At 53.2% G+C, this 23,599-nt stretch carries 23 protein-coding genes; 11 read left to right on the top strand and 12 right to left on the bottom strand.

Translation table 11 applies throughout. The features are described 5' to 3' along the window. Nucleotides 1-94: 94 nt before the first annotated feature. The 4 genes from glgB to L855_RS14275 all read right to left on the bottom strand — a co-directional run bounded on the left by glgB (nucleotide 95) and on the right by L855_RS14275 (nucleotide 4,114). Entirely contained in the window at nucleotides 95-2,440 is a 2,346-nt protein-coding gene (gene glgB, locus L855_RS14290) for a 1,4-alpha-glucan branching enzyme (protein ID WP_159789098.1), read from the bottom strand. Between the two features lie 298 nt (nucleotides 2,441-2,738). Next, entirely contained in the window at nucleotides 2,739-3,050 is a 312-nt protein-coding gene (locus L855_RS14285; protein WP_246198881.1) for a hypothetical protein, read from the bottom strand. Then, nucleotides 3,047-3,832, bottom strand: a complete 786-nt coding sequence (locus tag L855_RS14280) for a glutathione S-transferase family protein (RefSeq protein ID WP_246198879.1) — start codon at nucleotides 3,830-3,832, stop codon at nucleotides 3,047-3,049. Before L855_RS14280 ends, L855_RS14285 begins: the two co-directional genes overlap by 4 nt. 42 nt (nucleotides 3,833-3,874) lie before the next feature. Next, on the bottom strand, nucleotides 3,875-4,114 hold the full coding sequence (locus tag L855_RS14275; RefSeq protein ID WP_159789096.1) for a hypothetical protein: 240 nt from the start codon (nucleotides 4,112-4,114) through the stop codon (nucleotides 3,875-3,877). A gap of 366 nt (nucleotides 4,115-4,480) precedes the next feature. Between L855_RS14275 and L855_RS14270 the strand changes: the two genes are divergently transcribed. The 3 genes from L855_RS14270 (at nucleotide 4,481) to L855_RS14260 (ending at nucleotide 7,559) form a co-directional block, all read left to right on the top strand. Next, nucleotides 4,481-4,972, top strand: a complete 492-nt coding sequence (locus tag L855_RS14270; RefSeq protein ID WP_159789094.1) for a hypothetical protein — start codon at nucleotides 4,481-4,483, stop codon at nucleotides 4,970-4,972. 385 nt (nucleotides 4,973-5,357) lie between these two features. Next, the gene (locus tag L855_RS14265) at nucleotides 5,358-7,070 is read left to right on the top strand and encodes a peptidoglycan D,D-transpeptidase FtsI family protein (RefSeq protein ID WP_159789092.1); all 1,713 of its coding nucleotides are present in this window, start codon (nucleotides 5,358-5,360) and stop codon (nucleotides 7,068-7,070) included. Between the two features lie 21 nt (nucleotides 7,071-7,091). Further along, nucleotides 7,092-7,559, top strand: a complete 468-nt coding sequence (locus tag L855_RS14260) for a DNA phosphorothioation-associated protein 4 (protein ID WP_246198876.1) — start codon at nucleotides 7,092-7,094, stop codon at nucleotides 7,557-7,559. Nucleotides 7,560-7,608: 49 nt separating this feature from the next. On the opposite strand, the gene L855_RS14255 is transcribed toward L855_RS14260, so the two are convergent. Both L855_RS14255 and L855_RS14250 read right to left on the bottom strand, forming a co-directional pair. Then, nucleotides 7,609-9,693 (bottom strand): cation:proton antiporter domain-containing protein, encoded by a 2,085-nt coding sequence (locus tag L855_RS14255; protein WP_159789090.1) that lies wholly within the window; start codon nucleotides 9,691-9,693, stop codon nucleotides 7,609-7,611. 140 nt (nucleotides 9,694-9,833) lie between these two features. Then, the gene (locus tag L855_RS14250; protein ID WP_159789088.1) at nucleotides 9,834-10,850 is read right to left on the bottom strand and encodes a type I glyceraldehyde-3-phosphate dehydrogenase; all 1,017 of its coding nucleotides are present in this window, start codon (nucleotides 10,848-10,850) and stop codon (nucleotides 9,834-9,836) included. A 931-nt stretch (nucleotides 10,851-11,781) separates the two neighbouring features. Here L855_RS14250 and murC point away from each other — a divergent pair. From murC to L855_RS14230, 4 genes are all read left to right on the top strand, one after another. After that, complete coding sequence (gene murC, locus L855_RS14245) at nucleotides 11,782-13,290, top strand: UDP-N-acetylmuramate--L-alanine ligase (RefSeq protein ID WP_159789086.1); 1,509 nt, start codon at nucleotides 11,782-11,784, stop codon at nucleotides 13,288-13,290. Nucleotides 13,291-13,303: 13 nt separating this feature from the next. Further along, on the top strand, nucleotides 13,304-14,281 hold the full coding sequence (gene murB, locus L855_RS14240; protein WP_159789084.1) for a UDP-N-acetylmuramate dehydrogenase: 978 nt from the start codon (nucleotides 13,304-13,306) through the stop codon (nucleotides 14,279-14,281). A 66-nt stretch (nucleotides 14,282-14,347) separates the two neighbouring features. Further along, on the top strand, nucleotides 14,348-14,698 hold the full coding sequence (locus L855_RS14235; protein ID WP_159789082.1) for a YbaB/EbfC family nucleoid-associated protein: 351 nt from the start codon (nucleotides 14,348-14,350) through the stop codon (nucleotides 14,696-14,698). A 114-nt stretch (nucleotides 14,699-14,812) separates the two neighbouring features. Then, on the top strand, nucleotides 14,813-15,289 hold the full coding sequence (locus L855_RS14230; RefSeq protein WP_159789080.1) for a low molecular weight protein-tyrosine-phosphatase: 477 nt from the start codon (nucleotides 14,813-14,815) through the stop codon (nucleotides 15,287-15,289). A 21-nt stretch (nucleotides 15,290-15,310) separates the two neighbouring features. Here the strand turns inward: L855_RS14230 and L855_RS14225 are convergent, their stop codons facing one another. From L855_RS14225 to L855_RS14215, 3 genes are all read right to left on the bottom strand, one after another. After that, nucleotides 15,311-16,090 (bottom strand): sulfite exporter TauE/SafE family protein, encoded by a 780-nt coding sequence (locus tag L855_RS14225; protein WP_159789078.1) that lies wholly within the window; start codon nucleotides 16,088-16,090, stop codon nucleotides 15,311-15,313. A gap of 3 nt (nucleotides 16,091-16,093) precedes the next feature. Then, nucleotides 16,094-16,786 carry an MBL fold metallo-hydrolase gene (locus tag L855_RS14220; protein WP_159789076.1) on the bottom strand — a complete coding sequence of 231 codons (693 nt, stop codon included), beginning with the start codon at nucleotides 16,784-16,786 and terminating at the stop codon, nucleotides 16,094-16,096. A gap of 111 nt (nucleotides 16,787-16,897) precedes the next feature. After that, nucleotides 16,898-17,293, bottom strand: coding sequence for an ArsR/SmtB family transcription factor (locus tag L855_RS14215; RefSeq protein ID WP_159789074.1), 396 nt, complete (start codon nucleotides 17,291-17,293; stop codon nucleotides 16,898-16,900). A 236-nt stretch (nucleotides 17,294-17,529) separates the two neighbouring features. On the opposite strand from L855_RS14215, the gene L855_RS14210 reads away from it, so the two are divergent. Beyond that, nucleotides 17,530-17,760, top strand: coding sequence for a photosystem II protein, Psb35-related (locus L855_RS14210; protein ID WP_159789072.1), 231 nt, complete (start codon nucleotides 17,530-17,532; stop codon nucleotides 17,758-17,760). A gap of 258 nt (nucleotides 17,761-18,018) precedes the next feature. Here the strand turns inward: L855_RS14210 and gyrB are convergent, their stop codons facing one another. Then, complete coding sequence (gene gyrB, locus L855_RS14205) at nucleotides 18,019-19,962, bottom strand: DNA topoisomerase (ATP-hydrolyzing) subunit B (RefSeq protein WP_159789070.1); 1,944 nt, start codon at nucleotides 19,960-19,962, stop codon at nucleotides 18,019-18,021. A 173-nt stretch (nucleotides 19,963-20,135) separates the two neighbouring features. On the opposite strand from gyrB, the gene miaA reads away from it, so the two are divergent. After that, nucleotides 20,136-21,047 (top strand): tRNA (adenosine(37)-N6)-dimethylallyltransferase MiaA, encoded by a 912-nt coding sequence (miaA, locus tag L855_RS14200; RefSeq protein ID WP_159789068.1) that lies wholly within the window; start codon nucleotides 20,136-20,138, stop codon nucleotides 21,045-21,047. A gap of 50 nt (nucleotides 21,048-21,097) precedes the next feature. Continuing rightward, complete coding sequence (locus L855_RS14195; protein ID WP_159789066.1) at nucleotides 21,098-21,745, top strand: hypothetical protein; 648 nt, start codon at nucleotides 21,098-21,100, stop codon at nucleotides 21,743-21,745. Here L855_RS14195 and L855_RS14190 read toward each other — a convergent pair whose 3' ends face one another. Further along, nucleotides 21,746-22,093 carry a Dethiobiotin synthetase gene (locus tag L855_RS14190; protein WP_159789064.1) on the bottom strand — a complete coding sequence of 116 codons (348 nt, stop codon included), beginning with the start codon at nucleotides 22,091-22,093 and terminating at the stop codon, nucleotides 21,746-21,748. A gap of 69 nt (nucleotides 22,094-22,162) precedes the next feature. On the opposite strand from L855_RS14190, the gene L855_RS14185 reads away from it, so the two are divergent. Beyond that, on the top strand, nucleotides 22,163-22,531 hold the full coding sequence (locus tag L855_RS14185; protein ID WP_159789062.1) for a YccF domain-containing protein: 369 nt from the start codon (nucleotides 22,163-22,165) through the stop codon (nucleotides 22,529-22,531). Between the two features lie 28 nt (nucleotides 22,532-22,559). On the opposite strand, the gene L855_RS14180 is transcribed toward L855_RS14185, so the two are convergent. After that, a complete protein-coding gene (locus tag L855_RS14180; protein WP_159789060.1) occupies nucleotides 22,560-23,597 on the bottom strand; it encodes a tetratricopeptide repeat protein in 1,038 nt (345 codons plus the stop codon). Nucleotides 23,598-23,599 lie beyond the last annotated feature (2 nt).

The following is a 23,599-nucleotide window of genomic DNA, read 5'->3' as shown; positions in this document are numbered from 1 at the left end:
CTATCGCAGCTTGAGGGGAGAACCTGACCGCACCGACTCAGAAGAGGGAGTCTGATGACCCCCATAGTCTTGCAGGATTTTCTCGCAGAGGTGTTTACAGGGTGGTATTCACCGAGACGGTATCGGCGGCGGTGGTAACGGTGGACTTGTTGCGATCGAGTTTGAACATCAACACCGACAGAGGCGGTAAACACAAATCCAGGGACTGGGGATAGTTATGGAACGACCACTCATCAGTCCATTTTCCGCCCAAGTTGCCCATATTGCTGCCGCCAAAGTCCGCCGCATCGCTGTTGAAGATTTCTGTATAGAAACCGGTCTCAGGAACCCCAACGCGATAATGACTATGGGGTTGCGGGGTGAAATTACAGACCACCATAATCACATCATCGGAGAACTTATCACGCCGCAGGAAGGAAACCACGCTATGGCTGTTGTCATTACAGTCAATCCAGTCAAAGCCCGCTTCCTCAAAATCCTGGCTATGGAGTGCCGGTTCCCGACGATAGATCTGGTTCAGGGCACTGACAAAGCCTTTGAGGTTCTGATGGGGAGGATAATTTAATAAATCCCAATCTAAGTCATCCCAAACATTCCACTCGCTCCATTGCCCAAACTCCATGCTCATAAACAGGGTTTTCTTGCCGGGGTGGGCGAACATATAGGCGTATAAACAGCGCAAGTTGGCGAACTTCTGCCATTCGTCGCCGGGAACCTTGCCCAACATATTACTCTTGCCATGGACAATCTCATCGTGAGACAGGGCCAGGACGTAGTTTTCGCTGTAGTGATACCAAATGCTGAAGGTGATGTTGTTTTGATGGAACTGGCGGAACCAGGGGTCCATGGCGAAGTAGTCCAGCATATCGTGCATCCAACCCATGTTCCATTTCAGGTTGAAGCCTAAGCCTCCGACATAGGTGGGCCAAGAGACCATGGGCCAGGCGGTGGATTCTTCGGCAATAGAGAGGATTCCTGGATAGTAGCTAAACAGAACATGGTTCACTTGACGCAGGAAATCTGCTGCTTCGATATTTTCGCAACCGCCATATTGGTTGGCGACCCATTCGCCGTCTTCGCGATCGTAGTTGAGGTACAGCATCGAGGCCACAGCATCGACGCGAATTCCGTCAATGTGGAATTTATCGAACCAAAAGATGGCGTTGGCCACCAGGAAGTTCCGCACTTCGTTGCGGCCATAGTTGAACACCAACGTTCCCCAGCCTTTATGTTCTCCTTTGCGGGGGTCTGCATGTTCGTAGAGGTGAGTCCCATCGAAGAAGGCTAAGCCATGACCATCTTTGGGGAAATGGCCGGGAACCCAATCGACGACAACGCCAATGCCATGTTGGTGACATTGGTCGATGAAATACATTAAATCCTGGGGGGTTCCATAGCGAGAGGTAGCGGCATAGTAGCCGGTGACTTGGTATCCCCAGGACCCGTCAAAGGGATGTTCGGCGACGGGGAGGAGTTCGATATGGGTGAAATTGAGGTCTTTAACGTAGGTAATGAGGCGGTCAGCCAGTTCACGGTAGGTGAGGAAGCGTGCGCCGGGTTTCAGGTCTGCTACCGCAACGGGGGGCAGGGGATTGCCCAGATAGTCGGTTCCTGGCTCGTCATAGGAGGCGTTAAGCCATGACCCGAGATGAACCTCATAGATGGAAACTGGGGAGGTCATGGGATCGGTGTTACGCCGGGTTTCCATCCAGTCGCTGTCGGACCATTGGTAATTGTCGAGATCGGTGACGATGGAGGCGGTTTTAGGACGGATTTCTTGTTGGAAGCCGTAGGGGTCGGATTTTTCGTAGATATGTCCGTCGTAGTTTTTAATTTCGTATTTGTAGGGAGTTCCGACGGTGACTTCCGGGATGAAGATTTCCCAGACTCCGTTACCCCGTTTGGCCATTTGGTGTTTGCGGCCATCCCAACTGTTGAAATTCCCCAAGACAGAGACGTTGCGGGCGTTGGGGGCCCAAACGGCAAAGTACACCCCTTCGACGCCATTACTGGTGAGGAGATGAGCGCCAAGTTTTTCGTAGATGCGATGATGATTCCCTTCGCTAAACAGGTGAATGTCAAAGTCGGTTAGTTTGGGGGACCGGAAGGCATAGGGGTCGTAAATGATCCGCTCATGGTCTCCTTGTTTGAGACGCAGTTGGTAGTTGATGGGAAAGGGATCGGTGTTGTCTTTTTTGTCAACGGGGCGATCGAGTTCGCATTCAAAGAAGTACGGGTGATGGACGGACTCCATGGGGTAGGATTTCCGCTCTTCGGGGAGTTCGACCCAGGCGGCTTCGACATCGGGGAGATAGGCTCGTACTACCCAAATGGATTTCCCATCCCGTTCGATGGTGTGGGCGCCGAGGACGGAGAAGGGGTCTTGGTGGCTGTTATGAACGATGTAGTCAATCTGTTCGGTGGAAATGGTTTTCGACATGAGTTTTAAGGGAATGGATGGATGTTCAGGCTCTGTGCTGTTTTCTTATAGAGGTTCGGGTGCGATCGCCCCCCGGTAGACCCCCGGTAAATGACTAAGCCTTAGTGTGACATGTCTGTTGTCCGCTGGCCTGCGTTGGCGATGGGCCGTCAGTCCTCGGGGGGGAACTCCCTGAAGATTTTGGCCGAAACGGGGCAGTTCGGCAATAAATCTTTACAGTTGAAGATACAGCAAAAACCCCTCTCTATCTGGGAGGGGGGAAAAAAGTCAGGAAATGTGAACCTGAGCTGGGGGCAGATTAGAAGGGGGTCAGGGTTCGGAACATGCGCAACAGTTGCAGCAAGAAAATGTTGTAGCGAATCTCGGAACTGAGTTGAGGCGGATCGGTTGGCTCTTGCAGTTGGGCTTGCAGGGCGGCATACTCGGCGGGGGTGAGAGGTTCGCCATCAAGGGGCGATCGCGCCTCTAGCAAAATCTGATTGCGTAACACTTCTTCGGGGGTATCGTCAGCGGGGGGAAGGGCGATCGCCCCCTCAGGAACCGCCATCAGCATCAGCGTCAGTCCTAATATCAAGCCGCTTAAGGGGTTGCGCTCCATCATGACTTTCATGACATTAATCCTGGGGGGAGGGGTTCCTGACAACACTCGTGAATCTGCTCAATCCGCTCAAACAGCCAGGGATAGTCCTGTCGGTATTGAGGAATCAACGCCAGGGGACTCAACAGGCCCGCCGCTGTAAGATCCGCCACACTGAGGCGATCGCCCACCAAATAGGGCGAGTCCCGCCACCGCTGTGACAGTTCCGTCAACGCCAAAGTCAGACGCTGGCGAGCCAACGCCACCCCGGCCGGACTGATATCATACTGAACCCGCACCACCTTAACTAAAGTTTGCGCAAACCAAGAGGGATTAACAGACTTTCCCTCTTTGGCTCGGAAATCGTAATAGAGAAAGCGGGTAGCCGTGCCAATACTCTCATCGAGCCAATCTTCCAACAGCCAGGCCCGGCGATGACCCTCAGACTCCTCGACAGCCCAAGACGGCTCAGGGGAGTATCCCTCTAAAAATTTTAAAATCTCCGTCGAGTCCCCGACCGCCACCGGACCGTCAGGAGACTCGGGCAACAACACAGGAACGGTCGTCAACCCCACTAACGGTTTCAATTTGAAGCGGTGAGCGCCAGGAGTTAAATTCTCCACCTCATAGGGAATCCGCTTATAACCCAACGCCAGGCGAACCTTACGGCAATAGTGGGAGGTGCTGAACTGAAGAAGGCGCATGGGGACAACATCAAAACAGGGGAAAAAAGAGGCGAGGAGCCGGCCTGGGGATGACCCCAAAACGACCCCTCGCACCTGAGCGACAGCGGCTCGCCAGTCCAGCTCGCACATGTCAAACTAGACGAAGCCAGACGTGAACGGCTCTGGATTAGACTAGGGCGCGTCGGGAGTCTCAGGCTCCATGGGGGCCGCTTCTTCATCAGCCGGGTCCATAGGAGCGCCCATGGGATCTTCCCCTTCAGGCATTCCCTCAGGTTGTCCTTCCATGGGAGCCTCTTGTTCCATCGGAGCTTCTCCAGGAGCGGTATCCGTCGGAGCAGTATCCTCAGCACATGCGCCTAGGAACAGAGAGAGTCCCAGAACTGCCATCAAACTTAGGAGTTTAGTTTTCATGAATTTGTACCTCTTATGTCAAATGCCCACAACGTCAACACAGTTTTTAGGCCGAGTTGAGCAGCGATATTGTAATTTAACTCAAACTTAACCCAAAGGATCAGGGATCACAAAAAAAATGTGCCCAAAGACAGACCCGGCCGAACGCTTCCAAGGGAAACTGACGGTGTTAGGATGATGTGGACAAGGAGTCGGATCACGTCATGGCCAAAGGTTAACTCAATTTCAGTTATCTTTCCAGGGCGGACCTGAACCCGTCGTACCCTTGCTCTCGTATTTGCTCTCGTATTGGTGGTGTTTATGACTTACGCGCTTCATTCTGCGTCCGTGAGATCCTCTCGTGCAACCGGCGAAACGAATCGAGTCGTGTCACTCGAACGCCGTCTCGACTTACGTCGTCAGTCCTCTGTCTCACCATCTCGCCAACGCCGTCCCACGAACTCCGTGGTCATTCCGCTGCACGCCCGCGAACAACTACGCCAGCAGCCCACCCCAGCTCGCTCCCTGGGGCCACTCCCCTGGCTGCGACGCAGTTCCATGGCCATCAGCGCCCTGTTAGCCACGGGCACCCTCACCGTCTATGGGGGAACGGTTTATTCTCAACAACAGTGGCATGACGCTACCCGTGAACTTGAACAACTGCGGCAACAGGAACGACAATTGGTCATTGCCACTGAAGCCCTGCGACAAAATGTGATGCAGCTTGAGCAACAGGACGAATTAGACAATTTAGCCCTAATCTCCGAGCAAACCCTCTACATGACCCCAGCGCCCCCCCGCGATCGCAGCCCAGACGCGACCGCCTCTAGTAAGCCTCCCAGACCCAGTCCAGCGGCTGACTTCCCTCTGGGATACTAACCCACTCTCCACCCTGCTCCATTCGCAACCCCAAAGCCGAAAGATTGATGCGTCAAGCGCGAGGTAGACCGCTGCCCCCCAACCAACGAGCGACTCAACCCCAAAGCCGAAAGATTGATGCGTCAAGCGCGAGGTAGACCGCTGCCCCCCAACCAACGAGCGACCAGACCAGCCCGGTCTTCACGCTCCTCGACCCCTTCGAGGCGATCGCCCTCTGGCCGTTCCCAGCCAGGTTAGACCAGCCCGGTCTTCACGCTCCTCGACCCCTTCGAGGCGATCGCCCTCTGGCCGTTCCCAGCCAGGTCGCTCGTCCTCTCGTTCTCATACCTACCGCTCCCAACTGGCCGCCTATCTCACCACCCTGGAGGAGGTCTCGGGTTGGGCCATGACTCAGTTTCAAGATGTGGTCGCCACCCCCTCCCGGTTGCGCTTGCTCGTGGTTTGGGCCGTGTTAGTGGTGGCTGGCTTGGGCTTAATCTTCAATCTGTTTACCCTACAAATTCTCGACAGAACACGATTTCAGCAACAGGCCGCCGCTCAGCAGCAACCGCCGCCCCGGAGTCTCGTGCCACGACGGATGATTGTGGATGCCCGAGGAGTCCCCTTGGCCCTTGACAGTCCTGTCTTTGATCTTTACGCCCACCCAAAACTGTTCACCGCTCCCTCACAGGAAATTGCCGCCGAGTTGGGGGTGCTATTGAACGAATCCCCCGCTCAACTCCAACACAAATTCAATAGTGCCCCCACGGGCATTCCCTTGGCAAACTGGTTGCCGCAACAGGTGGCTGTTCCCATTGCCCGACTCCGGTTCGATGGCTTAGAACTCATCCGCTCTTCTCGTCGCTTGTATCCACAGAAGGAGAGTGCAGCGGCAGTGTTGGGGTATGTGGATGCAGATGGGAATGGCCGGGCAGGACTGGAGTCTACCCAAAACGAGGTTTTAGAACGAGAGGTGGTCTGGGTGGGGGAAGATCCCCAGAAGACGGGAATTATCGATCGCGCTGCACCTCCCTTTGCTCGCTTTGATGATCAACGGCTGCAACTAACCCTAGACACCCGCCTACAACGGACAGCGGAGGCGGTTTTGGCTCAAAAAATGGAGGAATTTGGGGCCAAACAGGGAACGGTCATTGTCATGGATGCCTGGGATGGCTCCTTGTTATCTTTTGTCTCTCTGCCCTCCTACGATCCCAATGAGTTTTATGAGGCTCCGGTAGAGCGCTTCCGCAATTGGGCCTTGAGTGACTTATATGAACCCGGTTCTACCTTCAAACCTATCAATGTGGCGATCGCCCTAGAGTCAGGAGCCATCCGGCCTACGGATACCTTCAACGATCCGGGCCGCATCATGGTCGATGGCTGGCCCATCTCCAACTATGATTATGCCTATGCCGGGGGTCGAGGGGAACTGACGTTGACGGATATTCTTCGCGATTCGAGCAATGTGGGCATGGTTCGCATCATGGAACGGATGGAGGCCAGTGATTATTATGATTGGCTGCAACGGGTGGAGTTAGGAGAACTGACCCAGATTGATCTCTCCCCTGAAACGGAAGGACTTCTCAAAAGCCGTCAGGCGTTTCTGGCGTCTCCCGTCGAGGCAGCCACCACCTCCTTTGGACAGGGATTTGCCATTACCCCAATTCAGTTGGTGCGTCTGTATGGCAGTTTGGCCAATGGGGGCTATTTGGTGACTCCCCATGTAGTCCAAGGACTCACCGATACAGCGGGCCGGTTACAGCAGGAGCCTCAGCGTCCCCAACAGGTTCGCATTTTTTCTGAGGAGACGGTGCGACAGGTGGTCAAGATGATGGAAGATGCGGTCGAAGAGGGAACCGGTCAAAATGCGCGGATTCCTGGTTATCGGATTGCTGGGAAAACAGGAACGGCTCAGAAAAGTTTAGGGAATGGGGGAGGCTATTCCAGTTCAGCGGTGGTCGCCAGTTTTCTGGCCATTTTTCCCGCTGAAAATCCCCGCTATTTGGTGTTTGTTGCCCTGGATGAGCCATTGTCTGGCACAGGAGGACAGGTGGCGGCCCCGGTGAGCCGGTCCGTGATTGAACGAATGATTACCCTCTATCAGATTCCCCCAAGTTGACATCAGGCGAGATCGATCATCATGGTACATCGGGTGCGTGTAGCCAAGGATAAAGCGGAGTTAGTGCGATCGCTGCTGCGTCAGGGAGAGCTGACAACGGCTCCCTTCCCCACCTATGCCGATATTTTGGCCTTTGCGGCGGCCCTAGGGGCCAAACATAAGCGGCGATCGCCCATTGGGAGCGCTGTCAGCCGAGAACCGACCCCCGTGGCCCTCGATATTTTTATTTCCCGTGGCTATGACCGCCTAATTCAACTGCTGGCCATTTTGGCCACAGAAGAGGCCAGCATCCTCTCCCCCACCGAAGCAAACGCAGAAGCCCGACGGGTAGAAATTTTTGAGGAGTATGCCAATGGCGGTCTGGAAATTCTCCAAGGAGAACTGCGAGGGGCAGTCGACTACACCGAAACCCTCTTATTACTCCTGACCTTTGAATGTAATCCTAATAGCCAAGAGGGAAATAGTTTTGATTTGCGGCGTTTTTTATAGGGAAATGACCCAGAGATTCCAGGCCCCTTCCCTCGGCAACCCTCGCAACTTAACTGTTGTCCGTCTCATCGGGAAAATGAAGAATCAACATAGAGGACTTCGGTTGACTGCGGGCGATGGTTTCCGCCGCACGGCCTAACGCCGGACCACCGGCCCGATTTTTCCCGGCAATCAGCACTAACAAATCGTTCGGTTCTAAGACCGTAATCACCTGAACCACTAAGCCGCCACGGGTGACCTCCAACTCCACCTCCGGCTCACGCTCAGATAAGTCCACCCGTGGTGCTTCTGCCCGACTCGGAAGCACCTGTAGAATCGCTAAATCACTTTTCAACTCGTTGGCCACCGACTGCGCCAACCTCAAGGTGGGTCGAAACAGAGGTGAGGCGACCTGAGCATCAGTGACCGCTAATCGCACCCGTTGTATATTTTCCAAAGGTTTGGGAAAGCGGGCGACCAACACCGGAACGTGGGATTGACGAACCACATTATCGATGACACTGCCAAAGAAATTCTCGCGATAGGTCGAATAGCCTTTCCACCCACAAATGACGAGACTGGCATTGCGCTCCTGGGCAACTCGCAGAATCCCCCAATCGATGGAATCATCCACCCGCCCGATGGTTTCCACTGCCGTCACCGCTCCATGAGCAATCATCTCGGCGGTACTTAAGAGCTGTTTTTGTCCCTCCCGTGCCGCCGAGGACACAGGTCCCCCGCGATCGGATAAAACATGCAGCGGCAGTAGGGTGCCTTCTTTGCGCTTGGCCAAGATAATCGCCAATTGCAGCAGTCGATCTTCTGTATTGGGGTTGGCCACCGGCACTAAAATTCTTGCCCCCCATCCGTCTTGTGCACGATCTTCCTCGCTATGTTCTGACGACTGGGCTTGAGGTGTATCCAATTGTGCCCCCCAGCGAGCGGTAATCCAGGGAGAGGCAACACAGGTAATCAAAATCATCAGGATTACCCCATTGATAGTTACCTCATCCACTAAGCCAATATCCAGGGCCACCGTTGCCGCCGCTAGGGTCGAGGCGGCCTGAGCGATGGATAAGCCAAACCCGACCATACGACCGGGGCCAGACCATTTTAAAAACCAGCCGCTTCCCCAAGCTGCTGCAAATTTACTCATAGCCTCCGCTCCGACCATGACCGCCGCCACTAGCAAGGCTTCGGGTTCTTCGATCAAAATCATCGGGTCCACTAACATCCCGACGGAAATCAGGAAAAACGGCACAAATAGGGTATTGCCGATAAACTGAATCCGATTCATCAGTGGACTCAGTTGAGGGACTAGGGGAGTAATAGCAACCCCGGCTAAAAAGGCTCCGACAATCGGTTCAATTTGGATTAAGTTGGCTAAATAGGACACCACAAATAAAGCCGCTAAAACAAACATAAATTCGGCTCGATCATCATGGCCAAACTTAATAAAAAACCAACGGCCCAGTTTGGGGATTCCCCATAAGGTTGCAAAGGTATAAATAATCAGGGAGGGAATTAAAAATAACCAAAATTCCAGAGTTAGTTCTCCCTCTTCAGCGCGCACCACAACGGCTAAGACCAGTAGGGCTAAAATATTGGTAATCAGAGTTGCCCCAAGGGTCGAGGTGACCACCCGCGACCTCATGATTCCCAGCCGATTCAACACTGGTAGGGCAACCAAGGTATGAGAGGAAAAGGTTGAAGCAATCAGGATGGCAGCTAGTAGAGAATAGTCCAGCATGAGGATGGCAGCCGTTCCAATTACCATGGGCAATAAGAATGTCGCCAAGCCAAAGGTAATCGCGCCTTTGGCATTCTGCCGTAAATCTTCTAGGCTAGTTTCTAATCCTCCTAAAAACATTAAAAATAATAAGCCTACTGTCCCTAAGAGGTCGATGGTACTGTCGAGTTCGAGAACTCCTAAACCGTGGGGACCAACGGCAACCCCCGCTAAAATAAGTCCAATAATACCGGGCATTTTGAACCGCTCAAATAAAAGCGGCGCCACCAACATGATGGCCAGAATAATCAGGAAGATGGCAACGGGATCGTCCGTGGGACTTAGGACTTGGCCCAGGTAAGGCAGCGACAGAGGCTTGATGTCACCACTGGTCTGAATTGGGAAAAACAAATTTATGGGATTCATTATCCTTGTCCGCAGAAGGAACTGTCCCCCATGATAGAAGAGGCGACCTAAATGGCCGCCTCTGCTTCGTGGGGATATTATTTTAGCAGTCTGATCGATCAGTCTAAGGCATCCTAACGAGCCTCAAACCTTCGCGGTGACTAGCCAACCCATTTCTCGGCAACCAGTTCAGCCAAGTCAACCACCCGTTGGCTGTAGCCCCATTCGTTGTCATACCAGGCAACAACTTTAATGAGATCTCCATCCATGACTAAGGTGAGGCTGGAATCGACGACGGAGGACTCGTTGGCTCCCTTGTAGTCAGTCGAGACGAGCGGTTCGTCACTGTAGCCTAGGATGCCTTTCATGTGACCATTGGCCGCACTATGGAGCACTTCGTTTAATTGCTCAGTGAAGGTTTTACGCTCAACTTGAGCCACAAGGTCCACCACAGATACGTTGGGGGTGGGAACCCGTAGCGCAATCCCGTTGAGTTTCCCTTTCATTTCCGGAATGACCAGGGCCACGGCTTTGGCTGCACCGGTGGAGGTGGGGACAATGTTCATAGCCGCTGCACGAGCACGACGCACATCCCGGTGACTGGCATCGAGTAGCCGTTGGTCACCGGTGTAGCTGTGGGTGGTGGTCATGGTGCCTTTGATGATGCCGAAGTTCTCGTGCAACACCTTGACAATGGGAGCTAAGCAGTTGGTGGTACAACTGGCGTTGCTCACCACGTTGTAGGCATCGTGCGTATAGGTTTCGTGGTTGACCCCCATAACATAGGTGCCAATTGCGCCGCCTTTACCCGGGGCGGTGATGAGAACCTTTTTGGCTCCAGCTTGCAAGTGCTTGGAGGCTCCTTCTTCCGTTACGAAGACTCCAGTGGATTCCACCACTAGGTCAATGTCCCACTCCTTCCAGGGCAGATTGAGGGGATTGCGATCGCTGACGCATTTAATCGTCTTGCCATTGACAATAATCGAATTACTATCTGAACTGACCTCTGCGTCTAATTTGCCCAGCATGGTGTCATACTTGAGCAAGTGCGCATTGGTTTTCGGGTCGGAGGTGTCGTTGACCCCCACAATTTCCAACCCGGTATTTTCACGGGTTAGCCAGCAACGCAAAAAGTTGCGTCCAATACGTCCAAAACCATTAATTGCTACTCTAATCACCTTGTTTCCTCCTAACAGCGATCGCCCACCAAATCGATAAACGGGCTTGACGTTACAATCGAGCTATAATGCTCGTTCACAGATTTTCAATCTTGACAGACTGAGTCTCCTGCCTCGTTGAGAACGAATCCAGACGGGAGAGCAAGCCGGGGTCTGTTTAGGCAGACGGCTGGTGTCTCGCGTTTGATCGCCTCCACAGGCAGTTTTGAATCTACGTTGATATCCCATCGTTACACTGCATCTGAGTGCATGGGGTCAACAAGTCGTTATGAAATTTTCGTGACGCAGTTCGGTGACTCTGACCTACATCTACCGACCCAACACAACATGATTATTGGGTTTGTCTGCTATCCTATCTGCTCTCCTCACCATTCTCCAACCCCTTGCCTTTTAAGGCATGGTGGTGGCACTCTGGCAAGTTCAGGTAGCGCCTCTAATCATATCGCAAAGCCTGTCCGTTTCCTGATCATTTTTGTCAGAACGAACTGGGGATGTCCAAGACTCCCCAAGTTAGGCTTTGGCTGTATCCTCACGGCGTTGAGTGTTATCACCGCGAATCACGAGTTCGAAAAATTGTGCGGATTCACCCAGGCAGTCCCTGAACGCTAGTTCACAGACTGCCCCTGGCGGCCATTGCAAATGGGGTAGTCCCTTCGAGGGATCTCGGGTACTCGGCCAACCTCGGTGAACGAGTGGGATTTGGGGTCTGGCGCATGAGGAGATATGATAGCCCTCAACCCGAGAGGTCAAGCTCAATCATGGATAAATCCATTAGAAGGCATCAAGATTGAGGTGACAGATCCCTTAACCATCCTCTGCCGATGTGGGTAAGATGAATGCTGTTCAATTTGTCCAAAGTCGTATCGCAAAATAACAATACCTGATATGATGTCGCGTGTTATCGGTACGGTGTGGTGTGTTAGGAGCGAAAATGCCGGATTCTGTTGATTTCAGCGGCAAGCCATTTCATTTCATCGGCATCGGTGGAATTGGCATGTCTGCTCTAGCATATGTTTTAGCGAAGCGCCAGCTTCCCGTCTATGGTTCAGATTTAAAGTCTAATCATATTACCCAGCGATTACAGAAGCTGGGTGTTCATATTTTCTGGGAACAGGAAGCTAAAAATCTGGAGGTCTTCACCGCTACGCCTAAATCCCCATCCTCTGGAACCGGGACGGGCCAGCTACATGAACCCAGTGGTGCGGCGATCGCCCCTCAAGAACTCCCCCAGGTGATCTGCTCGACAGCCATCAATCCGAACAATGGAGAGTACCAGGCAGCAGTAGCTCTGGGCTGCCCAATTTTTCACCGTTCCGATGTTTTGGCGGCCCTTATCCAAACCCACCATAGTATCGCTGTTGCCGGAACCCACGGTAAAACGACCACGAGCAGTTTAATCGGCTATCTACTCTTACAAGCTGGACTCGATCCTACGATTGTTGTGGGCGGGGAAGTCGAAGCCTGGTCTGGGAATGCCCGTCTAGGCAACAGTCCCTATCTCGTGGCAGAAGCCGATGAGTCCGATGGCTCTTTGGTTAAGTTTGAATCCCAGTTAGGGATTATTACCAACATTGAACTGGATCACCCCGATCGCTACCAAAGCCTCGAAGAAGTCACCGGCATTTTTCGCACCTTTGCCCAACGCTGTCAAACTACAGTTGGCTGTATTGATTGTGATGTGGTCCGAGATCGCCTTAAGCCGGACATCACCTACAGCTTAGACCCCGAACGAGGGGCAGACTACACCGCCGATGCCGTCAACGTGTCCGCCGAAGGAACTCAAGCCCAAATCTGGGAACGGGGAACCTGTCTGGGGGAACTCCATCTCGCTCTGTTAGGAACTCATAACCTCAGTAATGCCCTGGCGGCGATCGCCGTCGGCCGCTCCCTCGGACTGGACTTTCCCATTATCGCCCAAGCTCTCCATAGCTTTGAGGGCGCCCGGCGTCGCTTTGAATTGCTCGGTGTTGCCAATAAGATTCGCTTTATTGACGATTACGCCCATCATCCCAGTGAAATTGCTGCCACCCTCTCAGCAGCCCGTTTGCAGGTTGAGGGACCCGATTCTCCGAGTCGTCGGTTGGTGGCAATTTTTCAGCCCCATCGCTATAGTCGAACCCAAACCTTCATTCGTGAGTTTGCTGCTGCTTTCCGCGATGCGGATGCAGTGGTGATTGCTCCGGTTTACAGTGCAGGTGAAACCCCGATTCCTGGAGTCAGCAGTAGCCATCTGGCTGCCGCCATTGCCGAACATCACGATGCCGTCCATGTTCAGCCAACCCTGTCTGAACTGAAAACCTTCCTCCAGGACTTTTTGCAACCGGGGGACTTAGCGTTATTTTTGGGTGCTGGTGATCTCAATCAGATTGTCCCGGATTTACTAGACTGGCATCGCCAGGTAGAACATAAGCATGATCACATGCAGTCTTCCCGTTCCTAGCTATCTCTGAGCGATGATAATGTTTTCCCATTCAAGCCCTCCCCTATCAATGGACTCGCCCGATCGCAGGCCGATTCATATTCTAGGTGCGAAATGCCCGCTGTATCCCCAAATCCCCCTGGCTAAGATGACCACCCTGCGCGTCGGAGGAGCCGCTCAGTGGTACATGGCCCCACGGCATCTCGATGACCTCTATGCTGCCTTGACTTGGGCCAACTCAGAAGGGTTCCCGATTACCTTTCTCGGGGCCGGCTCGAATCTACTGATTGGCGATCGCGGCATCTCGGGCTTAGTGGTCAGCACCCGCTATTTACGGGAGTATCATCTCGATGATGTCTCAGGAACGGTGAGGGTCGCCGCCGGTTTCCCGTTGCCCAAACTGGCCTGGGAGTTAGCGAGTCATGGGTTAAGTGGTTTCGAGTGGGCCGTGGGTATCCCGGGAACCGTTGGCGGAGCGGTTGTTATGAATGCCGGCGCTCACCGCAGTTGTTTGGCCGATAATGTGCTGGAGGTGGAGGTCTTAGAAACCGATGGTCAGGTGGTGACCCTACCCCGAAATGCCCTCGGCTATAGTTACCGAACCTCTTGTCTGCAAGGGAGTTCTCGTTTGGTTCTCGGGGCAACCCTACAACTCCAAGCCGGAGAAGACCCAGCGCGAGTGCGGCTACGGACGGACAAGCATCTGAAACAACGCCACGGAACCCAACCCTATCACCGTCCTAGTTGTGGGAGTGTCTTCCGCAATCCCAAACCTCAAGCTGCTGGTTGGTTGATTGAACAAGCGGGGTTGAAGGGGTATTGTGTGGGAGGAGTCCATGTGGCCAATGAACATGCTAATTTCATTCTCAACAGTGGTCGGGGAACGACTCAGGATGCGATCGCCGTCATCCGTCATGTACGGGAGATGGTTCGCCATCGCTGGGATGTTGAACTGCAAACCGAGGTGAAACTGCTCGGGGAGTTTTCCCAGGATGTGAGTGATCTTTGGTGACAAGGACGCTGCGATGGCACAATGGGTCGTACTTGTAATTAATTTGACGCGAGAGTTTTAAGCACGATGGCTAAACAACAAGGACAAGGATTTGGATTTGGCTTGGGCAAGATGAAAGAACTTGCCGCCGCCTTCCAGAAAGCACAGGAGGTTCAAGAAGGGGCCAAACGTCTTCAGGAAGAACTCGATATGCTGGAAATCCCTGGCCAGTCCAGTGATGGGACGGTGACGGTAGTCCTCAGCGGTAACCAAGAACCTCGGGGAGCAGAGGTCTCTCAAGCGGCTCTAGACCAGGGATCTGAAGCCGTCTCGCGCTTGGTAACCGAAGCCATGCAGGATGCCTATGGTAAATCCACAGCAACCATGCGGGAGAAGATGGAAGAACTCACTGGTGGTCTGAATCTGCCGGGTATGTAATTACAACACGGTCTAAGACCCCCAAAGCCTGCGAGTGCAGGCTTTGTTATTGCTGGGTTTTATTACTGGGTTCCTGGTCCCGTCTTGGGACTGTGATCTGACACTAAAAGCACTATGGCATATCGTTTACTGTTTGTTTGTTTGGGCAACATTTGCCGATCGCCCTCGGCGGAAAACATCATGCGTCACTTAGTGGCTGAGGCGGGGCTGGAGGAGCAAATTATCTGTGACTCAGCCGGAACGTCAAGTTATCACATTGGGAGTTCTCCCGATGCTCGGATGCGATCGGCGGCTAAAAAACGGGGCATCGAGTTAGTGGGACAAGCTCGCCAGTTTATTCCCGCAGATTTTGACCAGTTTGACCTGATTCTAGCCATGGATCGGGATAATTATGCCGGAATCATGGCCCTAGATCGTCACGGACAGTATGACGATCGCGTGCGGATGATGTGTGATTTTTGCCGTCATCATCAGCTCAAGGAGGTTCCAGACCCCTATTACGGGGGAGCAGAGGGTTTTGATCGGGTCATTGACTTACTTCTCGATGCCTGTGAGGGCTTATTAGAGGAGATTCGCCTAAAATTGAGGTAACCTGTCCCCGCTGGCCTCTGCTTACCGTTGAATTAAGACAAAAATCGAGACGGCTAAGACAAAATAGCCAAAGGCCTTCTGGAGATGAGACGCATCAATGCGACGGCTTAACACTGCCCCGCCATAGGTCCCGAGACTAGCAGCCAGGGTAAAGGAAAGGATGATGGACCAATCCAAGGAGACTTGACCGAGGTAGCCCCAAAAGGCGGTGGCAGATTTCAGGGCAATAATCAGTAAGGAGGTGCCAATGGCCTCCTTCATGGGCGTTCCCCCCAGTAAGACGAGGGCGGGGATAATGGCAAAGCCGCCGCCAACCCCTACAAAGCCGGTAATGACCCCTACGAAAAGCCCCTCTAGGGGAATCAGCAGCACTTTACCCAAAGATGGGGATTTGGGGGCGATATGGCTCGCAGCTTGGGGGGGAGCAGCATCCCGTTTTTTGCGAATCATAAGAATGCTGGCCAGGAACATGACGATTCCGAAGGCCACCAGTTGGATGGTGTCACTAATAAAGGGCAGTTCCACCAGTCTCGCCCCAGCATAGGCCCCCACCATGGCGGCTGGGGCGAAGGTTAATGCGAGTTTGAGACTGACGTGACCGGCTTTGGCATGGGGAATCAGTCCTATGAGACTCACGACCCCTACGATAAAGAGACTGGCGGCGATCGCCTCTCGGGGCGATCGGCCCATCACATAGACGAGGATGGGAACGGCCAGAATGGAACCACCGCCCCCGAGCAGTCCTAAACTAACGCCAATCCCGACGGCCAGGATATGTCCAATAATCCAAGTAATATCCATCGGTTAGGCAGGCACATTCCCGCAGCGTTGGTTCGCTGGAACCGCTTCGGCGATTTTCTTGGGGTTGGGGAGATTGAGGTTGGCCATCAGTTCGATGAACTCGGCGCGATCGCGGCCCGCAAAGCGAGGATTATGGCGTTTTTCTTCGCCAATGGTGGAAACGGTCTGACCTCGGTAATCATGGCCTGGATAGACGAGGGTATTCTCAGGCAGGGTGAAAAACCGTTCCGTGACCACATCATAGAGGGTTCCGGCATCACCACTTTGGAAGTCTGTCCGTCCACAGCCGCGAATCAAGAGGGAATCCCCTGTGAGGAGATGGGTTCCATTCACCAGATAGGCCATGTGGCTATCGGTATGGCCTAAACTGGCGATCGCCCGAATGTTGACCCCACCTAAGACCAACTCCTCTCCATCCTTAATGAAGCGATCGGCACAGTCGGCCTGGGCATTTTCGGGGACGATTCCCTGACAGCCAGTTCGTTCTCGCAGTTTCCCCGTCGCCGTGATGTGGTCGGCATGAACATGGGTTTCTAAGCCATAGCATAGCTTCAAGTTCAGTTCTTTGAGGAGTTGCAGATCCCGTTCGAGTTGTTCGAGAACCGGGTCGACGAGGATAGCGTCGCGAGTCTCCTCATCGGCAATCAGGTAGGTGTAGGTGGAGGTCTCTGGGTCGAAAAGTTGGCGGAATAGCATTGTGGTAGGTGGGTTGAGAGGAATAAGGGCGGAGAGTGACGACTTGACGTTTAGGGCACTCTCTTCTCGTATCTAATTGACTGGTTATATGATAGCATTGCTGACTGAAATTTAAAAGGAATTTTTCAATCGCTTCATAGCAGCAAAGGATTGGCTTTGCTGTTCTAGCTGTAGCGTCAGGACATCACAGGCTAACTCACAGAGGGAGAAGACCACAGGATTGGCAATACGGTAATAGACGTGAACCCCCTGTTGGCGACGGGTGACGAGTCCCGCCTGGGCCAAAATTCGCAAATGCTTGGAGACGTTAGCCTGTCCCAATTCTGTGGCTTCGATAATCTCCGAGACGTTTTTCTCGCCCGCCTTGAGGCTACAGACGATTTGCAGGCGACTCACCTCGGACAGGGTCTTGAAGAATTCGGCAATATCGTTGAGGGCTTCTGGGGGAATCTCGATTAAACGACAATCACTCGGGCGGGGAGTGGAGGAGGGAGAGGTTGGAGTCATGGCGCTTCATTGATACATATACATATATTACCAGAAAGTATGACAAAAATAAGGACAAAACCATCAATTATATTCCTGTATCTCAGACGGCTGTCTTACGGGGGTCTGGTCAGGGAACCGGTCTTAGCTGTACGGATATTACGACTCTTATTTCGTCAAGCGAACTTTACAAAGTTTTACAAAATGTTATGATGGTTTACAGAACGCAGAAAGAAACCGACATAGGAGAACTCAATATGACTTTGTTTATCATTGCCTTACTATTCACCGGCTGGGTCGCAGCCGCTGTACTCGGAACCCAAGCCTACTTCCGTGGGGAGCAAACCAAGCCCATCCACGAGCGCAATTGGAACTCAGAAGGATTCGATCGCTTCGCCGAAGCCTTCACCGGACAGAAAACCGACTATCGAGATCGCGTCCCGGCTTATGGCCTCGATGTCTATCAACGCAACCACTTAGGCGAATAGTCGTTTCACCCCAATCTCTTCTCTAGACCAGATTGAGATTACGCATACGCCCCGATGAGATCACTCTCATCGGGGCGTTTTTTGGGTAAAAGAAGGGAGGAGGAGGCAGCAGGCAGTAGGCAGTAAGCGGTAGAGAACTAGAGAGTCACAGAGGACAGGTCGGAAAAACAGAGATGGATTCCCCCTCTTGCCTCTTGCCTCTTGCCTGCTGTTCCCTGTTCCCTGTTCCCTGTTCCCTGTTCCCTGTTCCCTCTGAAATTAGATGTCTAAATCGGTGAGATTCAGTTTTGGCCCTTCTGTTTCGATGAATTCTCGGCGAGGGGCGACTTTATCCCCCATGAGAACCGTAAAGATGCGATCGGCTTCTACCGCATCCTCAATTTCCACCCGCTTTAATAAGCGACTTTCTGGGTTCATCGTGGTATCCCAGAGTTGGGTAGGCATCATCTCCCCTAAGCCCTTAAAGCGTTGGATGTTGTAATTGGCATTGCTGGGGAGTTCGTTGAGATGGCGCTGGAGTTCGCGATCGCTGTAACAATAGTGATGACTGCGACCCCGTTCAACCTTATATAGGGGCGGACAGGCAATGTAGACAAAGCCCTGTTCCACCATGTCGCGCTGATAACGATAGAAGAAGGTTAAGAGCAATGTACGAATGTGGGCCCCATCCACATCAGCGTCAGTCATGAGGATAATGCGGTGATAGCGTAACTGGGATACCTCAAAGTCTTCCCCTTTAATCCCTAATCCCAACGCAGCAATTAGAGATTGCACCTCATTATTCTTGTAAATCTTGGCATCGTCCGTTTTTTCGATGTTGAGGATTTTACCGCGCAGGGGCAAAATAGCTTGGAAACGGCGATCGCGTCCTTGTTTGGCACTCCCTCCAGCGGAATCCCCCTCCACAATGAAAATCTCAGACTCTGAGGGGTCTTTGGAACTGCAATCGGCGAGTTTCCCCGGTAGGGTGGAGGATTCCAATACTGACTTACGACGGACCAACTCCCGGGCCCGGCGGGCGGCTTCGGCGGCGTTGAAGGCCTGAATGGCTTTCTCTAAAATGGCATCGGCCACATGGGGACGAAACTCCAGATATTCCGTCAGCACTTCTCCCACCAGAGAATCCACAATTCCCCGTACTTCGGGATTACCTAACTTGGTTTTGGTTTGTCCCTCAAATTCAGGATCAGGGACTTTCACAGAAATAATCCCCGTCAAGCCCTCCCGGATGTTCTCGCCGCCAAGATTGGGCTGATTGTCCTTGAGTTTGTTGCGTTTGCGGGCGGTGACGTTCATGGTCCGGGTGAGGACTGATTTGAGACCTTCGAGGTGGGTCCCCCCATCCACCGTACGAATGTTGTTAGCAAAGCCAAGGAGAGAGTCACTGTAAGCATTCACCGACCATTGCAGGGCGGCTTCAACCACGACGCCATCTCGTTCCCCTTCCACATAGATAATTTCCTCATGGAGGGGTTCTTTGTCGCGGTTCATATATTGGATATATTCACGAATCCCCCCCTCATAGAAATAGGTTTCAACCCGGGGTTCCTCTTTGCCCAACAAGTCGAGGCGATAGTCAGTAAAGGTAATGCGAACTCCGGCGTTGAGATAGGCTAACTCTCGCACCCGAGCGCCGATGGCATTAAAATCAAACTCAATGCCGGTGGTGACGAAGATATCACGGTCGGGGAGGAAACGAACTGAGGTGCCGGTGCGTTGCTTCTCAGAGCTGGGTTTCGAGGTTAACTCTGAGGCGGGCTTTCCTCGTTCGTAGCGTTGCAGGTGAATTTTTTTATCGCGCCAAACGGTGACTTCTACCCATTCGGAGAGGGCGTTGACGACGGATACACCCACCCCATGGAGACCCCCGGAGACTTTATAACCACCGCCGCCGAATTTTCCCCCGGCGTGGAGAACGGTCATGACCGTTTCGAGGGCGGAGCGTCCGGTTTTGGAGTGAACATCGGTGGGAATGCCGCGCCCGTTGTCGGTAACGCTAACGGAGCCATCGGCGTGGATATCAATTTCAATATGCGTACAGTATCCAGCCAGGGCCTCATCGATGGCGTTGTCGACTACCTCATACACGAGGTGATGTAAGCCACGTGGACCTGTGGAGCCGATGTACATCCCCGGCCGCTTGCGAACCGCCTCCAGCCCTTCGAGAACTTGGATTTGATCGGCACTGTAGCTACTAGTCATGACAAATTGCTCCACACGTATAGGGGGTTTAACCCCTAGATTTTTTAAATAACGACAAAAATCACCAAAATTTTAACACAAAATGGCTCACGGCGCGTTTAGACCAAATTGGGGATAAATTAGGGTGGGGGTTGGATATACTAAAATTTGTTGAGTTTGCGGGGAGAGAATTGGTGAGCGGCCTAATCGTGATTTGTGGAGCGACAGCAACGGGAAAATCGCAGTTGGCGATCGCCGTAGCGCAGCGGTTAGGCTCAGTAATTCTCAGTGCGGATTCACGCCAGGTGTATCGGGAATTCGATATTGGGACGGCGAAACCGAGTCTTGAGCAACAGCAGCAGGTTCCCCATTATTTTATTGATAGCTGTGACCCCCGCGAGACCTTTACCATGGGGCAGTATCAACGCCAGGCGCAACGGCAAATTGCCCAGCAGCACCAGAGTTGTCCTGAGTCGCCGCCGCTGTTGGTCGGGGGAACGGGACTTTATATTAAGTCCATCACCCGAGGCTTAAGGATGCCAGCAATTAGCCCTCAGCCTGAGTTGCGATCGCAGCTTCAGACCCTCGGTCAACGGCAATGCTACAAATTGCTGCAACAGGTGGACGAGCCAGCCAGTCAACGGATTCACCCCAATGATGCCAGCCGCACCCTGCGGGCTTTGGAGGTCTATTATGTTAGCGGTCGTCCCTTGTCAGAACAACAAGGAGAACAGCCGCCCAAGTATCCTATTTTACACCTAGGACTGCACGCTGATCCAGACCTGTTGCGCGATCGCATCGCCCGGCGAACTCAGCAGATGGTGGAGATGGGGCTGGTCGAAGAAGTCAACGCCTTATGCGATCGCTATGGTGATGATTTACCCTTGTTACAGACCTTGGGCTATGCCGAGATGGGACGCTACCGGCGAGGGGAGATCTCCTTGGACGAGGCCATGGCCGAAACCACGTTACATACGTGCCAATTTGCCAAGCGTCAACGAACCTGGTTTCGCGCCTATCCTGAGATTGAATGGTTTGATGTTAACGACACTCACGTAACCGAACGTGTGTTCACACGAATTCAGCAATGGAAAAACACCTGGTAATGGTTAAACAAGCCGTCGTGCGACCCCTTTCCTCATTATTTAGGATACCTATGGGGACGGCGATTGGGACGGCGATCGCCCTCGTTCTGATGGCCCCTAGCCCCGGCTCGTCTCTTCCGGGAGAAGCGGTGGATGAGGTGGCCAATTGGATTTACAGTAATCCCCTGCTTCCCGACGGCCGACGGGGAAGTTTACGAGTTAGCCGCAGTGACGTTCCCGGACAACGGTTTACCTTTGTTGCCTCGAAAACCCTCCCCACCCAGCGCGGCTTAGGCGTCGGAGAAAGGCGGATTCGCAGTGAATGGCTCGAAGTCTTGGACTACAACAATGGGGTCACCTCCGAGCGACTTATTGAAGCCGTCCGAGGGGTTTATGGTCTGGATCTCTATCAAGACTATCGTAATGCCGAGTTAATCTATGATTATGTCAGCCCCACGGGGCCCGGAGGGCAAGATAAACGGCGCGGTCAACTCTGGCAGGGCGATCGCTTTGGCTACTGGCTAGAACTCACCGAACGAGATGGAGAAGAGCCAGTTCTGGGCAAACTCGCCCTGATTCTCCTCGATGACATTCCCACAGTCCAAACGGACTTAGAGGCCCTGGCTCCCCCCCCAGCCCCCTCCGTTGAGAATGACCCGGAACCGGGAGAGGAGGAGGAGGACACCTATTATCAGTCGCCCATGGGTGATGATGATTAATCATCCCTGCCATTGGCCCGAGAGAATACTAGAGACTAACTGATCGAGGCGTTCCAAATCGGAGATGAGGAGGGGAGACCAGGCCACCCGCTTACGGCGGCCCTCCTCGAAATGATGGCGGCTATCCTGAGCCAGACGGTGGAGGGCATAGGCCAGAGGGCGATCAATGTGTGACGCCCCCTCCAAGGACTGATAGAGAATCTTTAACGCCAGTAACAGCGAGGTCATTTGTCCAGGAACCGGCGACTTTCCCTGCTGCAATAAAATCAAGAAGGCATTGGGGTTGCGTCGCTCTTGTAACGCCATTCCCTGATCGAGGATGAAATTACGGGCTGTTTGCTCGTCCATCAATGAGTTTCCTGGAAATCGGTGGTTATAATAAGAGCTTAGGCCAAACTTTCCTCAACCCAAACCATCATGAGCCTTATTGGTAACGTTATCTGGCTAATTTTCGGCGGCTTGCTATCAGGCTTGGGCTATATCGTCGGTGGACTCGGACTTTGTCTGACCATTGTCGGGATTCCCTTCGGATGGCAAGCGATTAAGCTCGGTTTTGCGACGATGACCCCCTTCGGACGCAAAATCGTCGAAGATGAAAACCCCAATAGCACTCTCAAGACCATCTTCAATGTCATCTGGATTTTGCTATTTGGTTGGGAGATTGCCATCTCACACTTGGTTCACGCCGCTATCTTGGCCATTACCATCATCGGTTTACCCTTCGCCAAACAACATATTAAGCTGGTTCAACTAGCCCTATTTCCTTTCGGTCGGTCTTTTCAGTAGGGTCTGATGTGCGGGTTCTAGGGCTGTTCTAGCGGCGTATTAGGAGGGGGCTTAGGGCATTCTCCAAGGCAGAGACGGCGCGGATGTCCTCTAGCTGTTCGGCGAGGGCGATCGCCCCACTATAGAAGCGAATCGCCTCCTCTCGCTCTCCGGCTGCTAGATACAGTTCGGCCAGGGCCTCTAAACTCCTCATTTCTTGCCGTACATCTCCCCGTTCTCGGACCCGTTCGAGACGAGTTTCCAGGAGTTCCTGGGCCCGCAGATAGCGTCCCACAGAGCGATGGGCCGTAGCTAGTCCATCAACGGCCCGCAGGTAATTCTCGAACTGAGACTCTCTCCCCTCCACTTGTCGCAACGCCGCCCCATAGTTGGCGATCGCATTCTCATAATCATCTAAAGCCCAATAGGCATCCCCAAGATGATTAAAGGTATTCGCCTGGCCCGAAACATCTCGGGCTTGAATGCGATATTGCAGGGCCCGTTCATAGAGGGGGATGGCGTCCCGGTGATTGCCGCGAGTGGCGGCGAGTAGACCCAAATTACTGTGAGTTAAGCCCAACACCCGAATCACATTGCCTTCGGTGGCCAGGGCTAAGGCTTCATCAAAACGAGTTTGAGCGGCATCCAACTGGCCGCGACGTAATAACACTGTCCCCAAATTGTTTAATCCCGCCATCAGGGCCCGCCGATTATCTCGCCGTCGCGTCAGGGACACCTGGGCCTCGAACATCTGCTGGGCTTGGGTTAAGTTATTCAACTGGGCATAGGCTGACCCCAACTGGGTATAAAGTTGGGTCATCGCTCCCCAGTCATACATCTGCGTGTATAACTCTAGGGCCTGTTGCCAGAGGGCGATCGCCTCGCGATAATTGCCCTCATCTCGTTGATTACGTCCTTCCTGAAGTAAGCGATCGGCTTCACTGCGAGGGGAGGTCTCGCGGTTGCGTTCAATGCGGACTCCCGAGTTATTGTCCTCAACCCCTTGACTCAGTAGGGGGTCGGGGGCCAGAAGTCCCAGCAGCAGTAAAAGTGGTATCCCTGTCAATGTCCTAACCCAAGTTGGCATAG

This window comes from Sodalinema gerasimenkoae IPPAS B-353, assembly GCF_009846485.1.
Taxonomy (GTDB): Bacteria; Cyanobacteriota; Cyanobacteriia; order Cyanobacteriales; family Geitlerinemataceae; genus Sodalinema; species Sodalinema gerasimenkoae.
This window is presented reverse-complemented; position numbering and strand designations above follow the sequence as displayed.

Excerpts from the sequence above, each read along its gene's own strand:
- L855_RS14260 (WP_246198876.1), top strand. The coding sequence starts at position 7,092 with ATGGTACATCGGGTGCGTGTAGCCAAGGATAAAGCGGAGTTAGTGCGA.
- L855_RS14255 (WP_159789090.1), bottom strand. The coding sequence starts at position 9,693 with ATGAATCCCATAAATTTGTTTTTCCCAATTCAGACCAGTGGTGACATC.
- L855_RS14235 (WP_159789082.1), top strand. The coding sequence starts at position 14,348 with ATGGCTAAACAACAAGGACAAGGATTTGGATTTGGCTTGGGCAAGATG.
- glgB (WP_159789098.1), bottom strand. The coding sequence starts at position 2,440 with ATGTCGAAAACCATTTCCACCGAACAGATTGACTACATCGTTCATAAC.
- L855_RS14225 (WP_159789078.1), bottom strand. The coding sequence starts at position 16,090 with ATGGATATTACTTGGATTATTGGACATATCCTGGCCGTCGGGATTGGC.
- L855_RS14220 (WP_159789076.1), bottom strand. The coding sequence starts at position 16,786 with ATGCTATTCCGCCAACTTTTCGACCCAGAGACCTCCACCTACACCTAC.
- L855_RS14210 (WP_159789072.1), top strand. The coding sequence starts at position 17,530 with ATGACTTTGTTTATCATTGCCTTACTATTCACCGGCTGGGTCGCAGCC.
- L855_RS14185 (WP_159789062.1), top strand. The coding sequence starts at position 22,163 with ATGAGCCTTATTGGTAACGTTATCTGGCTAATTTTCGGCGGCTTGCTA.
- murC (WP_159789086.1), top strand. The coding sequence starts at position 11,782 with ATGCCGGATTCTGTTGATTTCAGCGGCAAGCCATTTCATTTCATCGGC.
- L855_RS14180 (WP_159789060.1), bottom strand. The coding sequence starts at position 23,597 with ATGCCAACTTGGGTTAGGACATTGACAGGGATACCACTTTTACTGCTG.
- L855_RS14215 (WP_159789074.1), bottom strand. The coding sequence starts at position 17,293 with ATGACTCCAACCTCTCCCTCCTCCACTCCCCGCCCGAGTGATTGTCGT.
- L855_RS14280 (WP_246198879.1), bottom strand. The coding sequence starts at position 3,832 with ATGTGCGAGCTGGACTGGCGAGCCGCTGTCGCTCAGGTGCGAGGGGTC.
- murB (WP_159789084.1), top strand. The coding sequence starts at position 13,304 with ATGATAATGTTTTCCCATTCAAGCCCTCCCCTATCAATGGACTCGCCC.
- L855_RS14190 (WP_159789064.1), bottom strand. The coding sequence starts at position 22,093 with ATGGACGAGCAAACAGCCCGTAATTTCATCCTCGATCAGGGAATGGCG.
- L855_RS14265 (WP_159789092.1), top strand. The coding sequence starts at position 5,358 with ATGACTCAGTTTCAAGATGTGGTCGCCACCCCCTCCCGGTTGCGCTTG.
- gyrB (WP_159789070.1), bottom strand. The coding sequence starts at position 19,962 with ATGACTAGTAGCTACAGTGCCGATCAAATCCAAGTTCTCGAAGGGCTG.
- L855_RS14275 (WP_159789096.1), bottom strand. The coding sequence starts at position 4,114 with ATGAAAACTAAACTCCTAAGTTTGATGGCAGTTCTGGGACTCTCTCTG.
- L855_RS14195 (WP_159789066.1), top strand. The coding sequence starts at position 21,098 with ATGGGGACGGCGATTGGGACGGCGATCGCCCTCGTTCTGATGGCCCCT.
- L855_RS14230 (WP_159789080.1), top strand. The coding sequence starts at position 14,813 with ATGGCATATCGTTTACTGTTTGTTTGTTTGGGCAACATTTGCCGATCG.
- L855_RS14285 (WP_246198881.1), bottom strand. The coding sequence starts at position 3,050 with ATGAAAGTCATGATGGAGCGCAACCCCTTAAGCGGCTTGATATTAGGA.